The 5,813-nt window shown below is 56.8% G+C and carries 5 protein-coding genes and 2 pseudogenes; 6 read left to right on the forward strand and 1 reads right to left on the reverse strand.

The annotated features are described in order from the left end of the window. From JCM13583_RS14310 to JCM13583_RS11375, 6 genes and pseudogenes are all read left to right on the forward strand, one after another. The coding region (locus JCM13583_RS14310; RefSeq protein ID WP_171823634.1) for a hypothetical protein at positions 1–141 on the forward strand (141 nt) is incomplete at its 5' end. Further along, a complete protein-coding gene (locus tag JCM13583_RS11360) occupies positions 122–340 on the forward strand; it encodes an AAA family ATPase (RefSeq protein WP_075057757.1) in 219 nt (72 codons plus the stop codon). The genes JCM13583_RS14310 and JCM13583_RS11360, both read left to right, overlap by 20 nt. Further along, positions 304–681 (forward strand): hypothetical protein, encoded by a 378-nt coding sequence (locus JCM13583_RS13415; protein ID WP_162509874.1) that lies wholly within the window; start codon positions 304–306, stop codon positions 679–681. Before JCM13583_RS11360 ends, JCM13583_RS13415 begins: the two co-directional genes overlap by 37 nt. Next, positions 575–1,630 carry a hypothetical protein gene (locus JCM13583_RS11365; RefSeq protein ID WP_075057758.1) on the forward strand — a complete coding sequence of 352 codons (1,056 nt, stop codon included), beginning with the start codon at positions 575–577 and terminating at the stop codon, positions 1,628–1,630. Before JCM13583_RS13415 ends, JCM13583_RS11365 begins: the two co-directional genes overlap by 107 nt. Before the next feature lie 156 nt (positions 1,631–1,786). Next, complete coding sequence (locus JCM13583_RS11370) at positions 1,787–2,629, forward strand: hypothetical protein (protein ID WP_075057759.1); 843 nt, start codon at positions 1,787–1,789, stop codon at positions 2,627–2,629. 366 nt (positions 2,630–2,995) lie between these two features. Next, positions 2,996–4,798 (forward strand): annotated as a pseudogene (locus JCM13583_RS11375) (APC family permease). Here the strand turns inward: JCM13583_RS11375 and JCM13583_RS11385 are convergent. Further along, positions 4,780–5,813, reverse strand: a pseudogene (locus JCM13583_RS11385) (MFS transporter); the annotation flags it as partial. The pseudogenes JCM13583_RS11375 and JCM13583_RS11385 sit on opposite strands and share 19 nt — an antisense overlap.

A 5,813-nucleotide genomic window follows, 5' to 3' on the forward strand; every position in this document is an offset into this window, starting at 1 on the left:
CTCGGCCTTGCCCTTGAACTCCTGAGGGTGCTGAGGGTGGACATAAAACCGGGCGAGCAGAAGTCCACATACGAGAAGGGCATGTTGAGCCAGGCGAAGCGAATACTGGGGGGGTGGAGCAGTGAAGATCCTCTCCCTTGAGATGAAGAACATAAGGAGCTATGTGGAAGAGAGAATAGACTTCCCCGAAGGGAACATACTCTTTGAGGGTGACATAGGTTCTGGAAAGTCCACAATCCTGATGGCAGTGGAGTTTGCACTGTTCGGACTGGGCGACACCAGGGGGGGGATTCCCTTCTGCGTGTGGGGGGGGAGGACAGGGGGGGGAGCGTTACGCTGAGGTTCAGCGTGGACGGGAAGGAGTACGAGGTGCACAGGGAACTTGAAAGGTCCAAAAGAGGTGGTGTCCAGCAGACAGGCAACAGTTACATAGTCGCTGACGGCCGCAAGCAGGTCCTGTCAGCGACGGAGCTGCGCTCCAAGGTCATAGAGATACTTGGCTTCAACGAGCCACAGAGCAGCAGGAGCAGGAGCCTGATATTCAGGTACGCAGTCTTCACCCCCACAGGAGGAGATGAAGAACATACTGAGCCTGCGGCAGGACGAGAGGCTGCAGACCCTGAGGAGGGCCTTCCACATAGAGGACTACAAGATAGCCAGGGACAACGCAGAATACGTTAAGAGGGCCCTGGACTTAGAGAGGCAGGCTGAAGAAACGCTCTCCAAAGGCCTGGAGGAGAGACAGAGGGAGATAGGGGGGGACCTTAAGGAAAGAAAGGGTGAGCTCGAGAGGTCTCTCCAGAAGGTGAGGTCCGAGATGGAGGCGCTCAATGAAAGACTCAGGGCTATCATGGAGGATGAAACCATGGCAGATAGTGCCCTCAGGGAGGTCAGCGACAGGATCTCGAAACTCGAGCAGCTGGGCGATTCAAAGAAGAGGATTGAGGCCGAACTGAGGAAACTCGAGGACGATAGGAGGAAGGCTGCCGAAGAGATTAGGAGGCTTGAAAGGAAGAAGGGGGGGGAGGTTGTTGCTGAGGATCCCGGGATCGGCCTGGAAGAGGCCAGGGCCCGGGAGGATGAGATAAACAGGAGACTCAAGGCGGTTACAGAAGAGATTGCATCCCTGGATGGCGAGAGGAGGGCCGTTGAGGCCAGGATAAAAGGAAAGCAGGATGCACTTAGGAAGGACGAGGAGAGGCTCAGCAGGATCAGGAGCACAAGGAGCGAAATTCAGGGGGGGCGGCTGGAAGGCCTGGGTGCCGTGGAGATAGAGGGTGATGAAAGTGAACTGAATTCACGGCTCCGTGAGATAGAGAGGGATATTGACAGGGCCACTCTTGAGATCGGCACCCTGAGTAACCAGATCGAGAACTTCAGGAGGCTTGAGGAGACCGGAGTGTGCCCCACCTGCAGGCGGCCCGTGAGCAGAGGTGAGTACGAGAGTGAGAGGGTGAGGCACCAGGATGAGCTGAAAAAGGCAGAGGAGAAGAGGGACGCACTGAGAGCAGAGAAGGATGAGATAAGCAGGAGGCTAGATAGCATCAGGGAAATGCGCATGAAACTGGGGGGGAGCGCAGGCACCTTGAGGAGCAACTGGAGGTATACCGGGAACAGGAGAAGGAGGTGAGCAGGGAGATAGGGGGGGGAGATCAGGGATGAACTGGAGAAGTACAGCGGGGGGGAGCTCGAAAGGCTCCGCAGTGAAATAGAGAAGAGGGGGGGAGAGGAGAAGAGGTCGCTGGAGGATAATCTCAGAGACGCTGAGGGTAAGGTCAGGGCAGCCATGAATTACCAGAGGGCCATGAGTGAGGTCAGGGAGATCTCTGCAAGGCTGGAGAGCCTGGAGGTTGAGGTCAGGCGGATGGATGAGCAGATAAAGGCTAAGAGAGAGGAGATCGAGAGGTATGCGGCCGATCTCCAGCCACTTGAGAACCTGAGGTTGGAGAGAGTGCGGAGGGAGAAGGAATTACAGGACCTCAGGGACAGGGAACGCTCGACCGTTGGTGCCATAAGAGAGTTGACTGGGACCATTAGTTCAAAAGAGACTGAGATGGCCAGCCTGGATAGGGAGATACAGAGGGCGCAAAGTGAACTAGATGAGAGGGTGGCGCACAGGGACAGGGCCAGGAAGATAGGCTCCATAGTCACATGGATCGAGGGGGGGTTCTTCATACCTGCAGTGGAGAGCATAGAGAAGCAGGTAATGTACGCCCTGAACCAGGAGTTCAACCACCACCTGAGGAGGTGGTTCAGCACGCTCGTAGATGACCACTCCAAGGACATCAGGGTGGACGAGAGCTTCACGCCCATAGTGGAGCAGGACGGCTTCGAGATGGACGTGAACTACCTGAGCGGTGGGGGGGAGAAGACGAGCGTTGCGCTCTCCTACAGGCTAGCCCTGAACACGCTTGTGAGGAGCACCTCCACCACAAGGAAGCCTGACACACTCATCTTGGATGAGCCAACTGACGGCTTCAGCATCCAGCAGCTCTACAGGATGAGGGACATACTGATGCAGATGAACATACCGCAGATCATAATCGTATCCCACGAGAACGAGCTCGAGAGCTTTGCGGACCACATAGTGAGGGTCATGAAGGAGGGGGGGACGTTTCAAGGGTCATAGTTTAGGGCCTGTGTGCTGAAGGGCGTGAAAGTATGCCAACGACTTTATCATTTCTGCAGAAAACACTCGATTATTCGCAATGGAGGGCCGTAGGGTGCTCACAGGCAACATGAACTTTTTTCATGACACTCCCTGGTGCAAGTGAACTGCAGCCGTAAGCAGGTATGAATTGATCGCCACGGGAAATCCCCCATCGCCTTAAGGCGCCTGGCCTTGCAAGTGACCGGATAAACGGATCCCCCCCCTTCATTTGTGTAAAATATTTTTCATAGATCCATCCTGCTGAAACACATTCATTGAAACGTTTTTCACCTCACTATTAATGTTGTCAAGAAAATTATATAACTTCATGTCAATGAGATTGGGATGTCTGAACAGACCGTGGAGACAGTGAGGCTAAGAAAGAGTCTGTCCTCGCTCGATATATTCCTGATCAGTTTCACCGGCATGGTCGGTTCAGGGTGGCTCCTCGGTGTCCTGGCCGGCAATGAATACGCAGGCCCCCCCGGGATCATAGTGACCTGGGTAATAGGCGGCGTATTCTTCATGGTGCTGGCCATCATATTCAGCGAACTGGGCACCATGTTCCCGTTCAGCGGCTCTCTCGTCAGGTTCAACCACTACTCCCACGGCCCCCCCATAAGCAACTTCTTCCTGGGCTGGGCTTACCTGATAGGTGCCATAGCCACACCGCCCGTTGAGGCGGCAGCGCTGACGGGCTTCATATCCTCATTCGTGCCTGGCCTCTATAATTCCAAGGTTTCGCTGCTTACGCCCCCCCTCGGGGTGCTTGTGGCCGTTGCAATCCTCGGGACATTCACCTTCATACAGTATGTGGGCGTCAATGTGTTCGGGAAGGCGAACGCAGGCATGACCTGGTTCAAGATAGCTGCAATAATCCTAACGATCATCTTTGCACTCTCCCTGATCTTCCACGCATCCAATTTCTTCCAGTACAGGGGAGGTTTCCTGCCGTACGGCGGCTCCTCGCTCTTCGCTGCACTCGTACCCTCGGGCGTCGTCTTCTCCTACGAGGGCTTCAGGCAGGGCCTCGATTACGCAGGTGAGACCAGGAATCCGAAGAGGTCTGTGCCCATAGGAATGCTGGGGGGGCAATAACCGCCGCGATGGCCGTTTACATACTACTCCAGCTGGCCTTCACAGGGGGGGGATATCGTGGAGCGCCGCGGGCGTGAAGCCCGGTGACTGGTCTGCACTGGGCACCTCTCCATGGGATGCCAACCCATTCTACTATGAGTTCAGGAGCACAGGCATCCCACTCCTCGTTGGCTTTTCCATAGTGCTTCTCATCGCATCCGTGGTGTCTTCGGCGTCCACGCTGGGGGGCATACTCAGGGACCTCCGGAAGGAGCTTCTTCGGCATGTCCAGGCTATCCTACTTCCCGGAGATCTTCGGGAGGCTCCACCCAAGGTTCCAGACGCCTTGGATTTCCATACTCCTCACCTTCGTCATAGGCATATTCTTCCTCCTGCCCTTCCCCCCCAGCTGGTACGCCCTGGTGAGCATCGACGCCTCTTTCACAGTTTACGCATACCTGGCAGCCGGCATCAGCAACACGGTGCTCCGCAGGACGATGGGGGACTATGAGAGGCCATTCTCAACTCCCCCCCTCTCCGCAGTCCTCTCACCCATTGGCTTCATAGTGGCCTCGCTCCTCGTCTACTGGTCAGGCTGGAGCACCATATCTGTCCTCCTGGTGGTTGTGAGTGCCGGCCTGCCGCTGCTTCTGTTCAGCGCGTACGGGAGGAGGGCGCTCGGCATAGGCTCTATCCCGCAGTGACCTTCGGTACCACCTACTGGGCAGCCCTGGCCGCAGTGGGAGCGCTGTACTTCACAGGCACAATCGGTTCACATACTTCTGGGCACTTTATACAGCCCTGGAGGTGGCTGCGTACATCTATCTCCGCCTGTCAGCCTCATCCGGCATAGATGCAGTGAGGGCATCACTGTGGGTCGTAATCTATAACTCAGGCCTGGCACTGGTATCCTACTACGGCTCCCTGGGCACAGGCGTGGTTGGATACCCCTGGGACTACATCATCGTGGCGCTGTTCTCCCTGGCAGTATACTTCATAGCCGTGAGGACAGGCTACGAGCCGCAGGAACTCAGGGCCTACAGGGAGAGCGGTTACCTGGTGGAGGAGTGATCATCCGCTCCATCCCCCCCCTCTTTCCCACCGACAAGCCTGGGCCTGCCTCTGCCCACCACGTACCTGCTTGTGGCTATCTGCTCCAGTGACAGGCCCCTGGTCTCTGGCGTGAAGAACACAGTGAAGACAAGTGCGACCACCATGAGGACGAGGAGTATCTCGAAGAAGACCAGCTTGCCCAGGGAGTGGGTTATGTAAGGGAACTCGAATGCGCTCAGAAACGATACGAACCTCGTTATGGAGGTTGCCGCACCCATGGATGTGCTCCTGAGCTTGGTCGGCAGCATCTCTATGGCATAGAGGCCCATGGTGTTCCCCGGGCCAGGTTGCCTATGCCATACCATATTATGAGGCCCACTATGCCCACGGGCAGCAGGTACACGAACCTGGCACTTATGGAGACGAAGAGCATTGCCAGTGCCATTCCGCCGAATCCGATCATCTGCAGGGGGGGCCGCCTGCCGAAGGAATCGTTGAGGTATGCTGCACCCAGTGCACCCAGGAAGCCCGGCACGTAGAGAAGGGCGCTGAACCATATGGATGCCGCATGCTTTATCCCGAGGTCGGAGAGGATGAGGGGGGGAGAATAGAGGCCGAAGCCGTAGCCCGCTATGTCATAGAGGATCCACTGTACCCATATGACCAGTGTCCTCTTGAGGTAGTCACCCCCCCTGAAGAGCGCCGATATGGAACCAGGCGATGTGGATCTCTCCTGCTCCCTCTCCCTGAGGAGCGCCCTGATGTCCTCCTCGCTGAGGCCTGACTGGGATGACAGGGCCATCGCCTCCGAAACTGCACCCTCTCCCTTCTCCACTATCTTCCACCTTGATGACTCTGGCATGCGCGTCCTGAGCGCTATCACTATAACAGCGGGTACTGCACCTATCCCGAGGGCATAGCGCCAGGAGGTGAGCGGGTTGTGGAGGTAGAACAGGTAGCCGATGAGGAAGGCGACCCCCCCTGCCCCCCCAATGCTCCAGAATGCCCATATCCAGCCGTACCCCCCCCTGCC

Origin of the sequence: Thermogymnomonas acidicola JCM 13583 (genome assembly GCF_001316105.1) — an archaeon.
GTDB classification, from domain to species: domain Archaea; phylum Thermoplasmatota; class Thermoplasmata; order Thermoplasmatales; family Thermoplasmataceae; genus Thermogymnomonas; species Thermogymnomonas acidicola.

Coding starts and splice junctions, on each gene's coding strand:
- JCM13583_RS11370 (WP_075057759.1), top strand. CDS start 1,787: ATGAATTACCAGAGGGCCATGAGTGAGGTCAGGGAGATCTCTGCAAGG.
- JCM13583_RS11365 (WP_075057758.1), top strand. CDS start 575: ATGAAGAACATACTGAGCCTGCGGCAGGACGAGAGGCTGCAGACCCTG.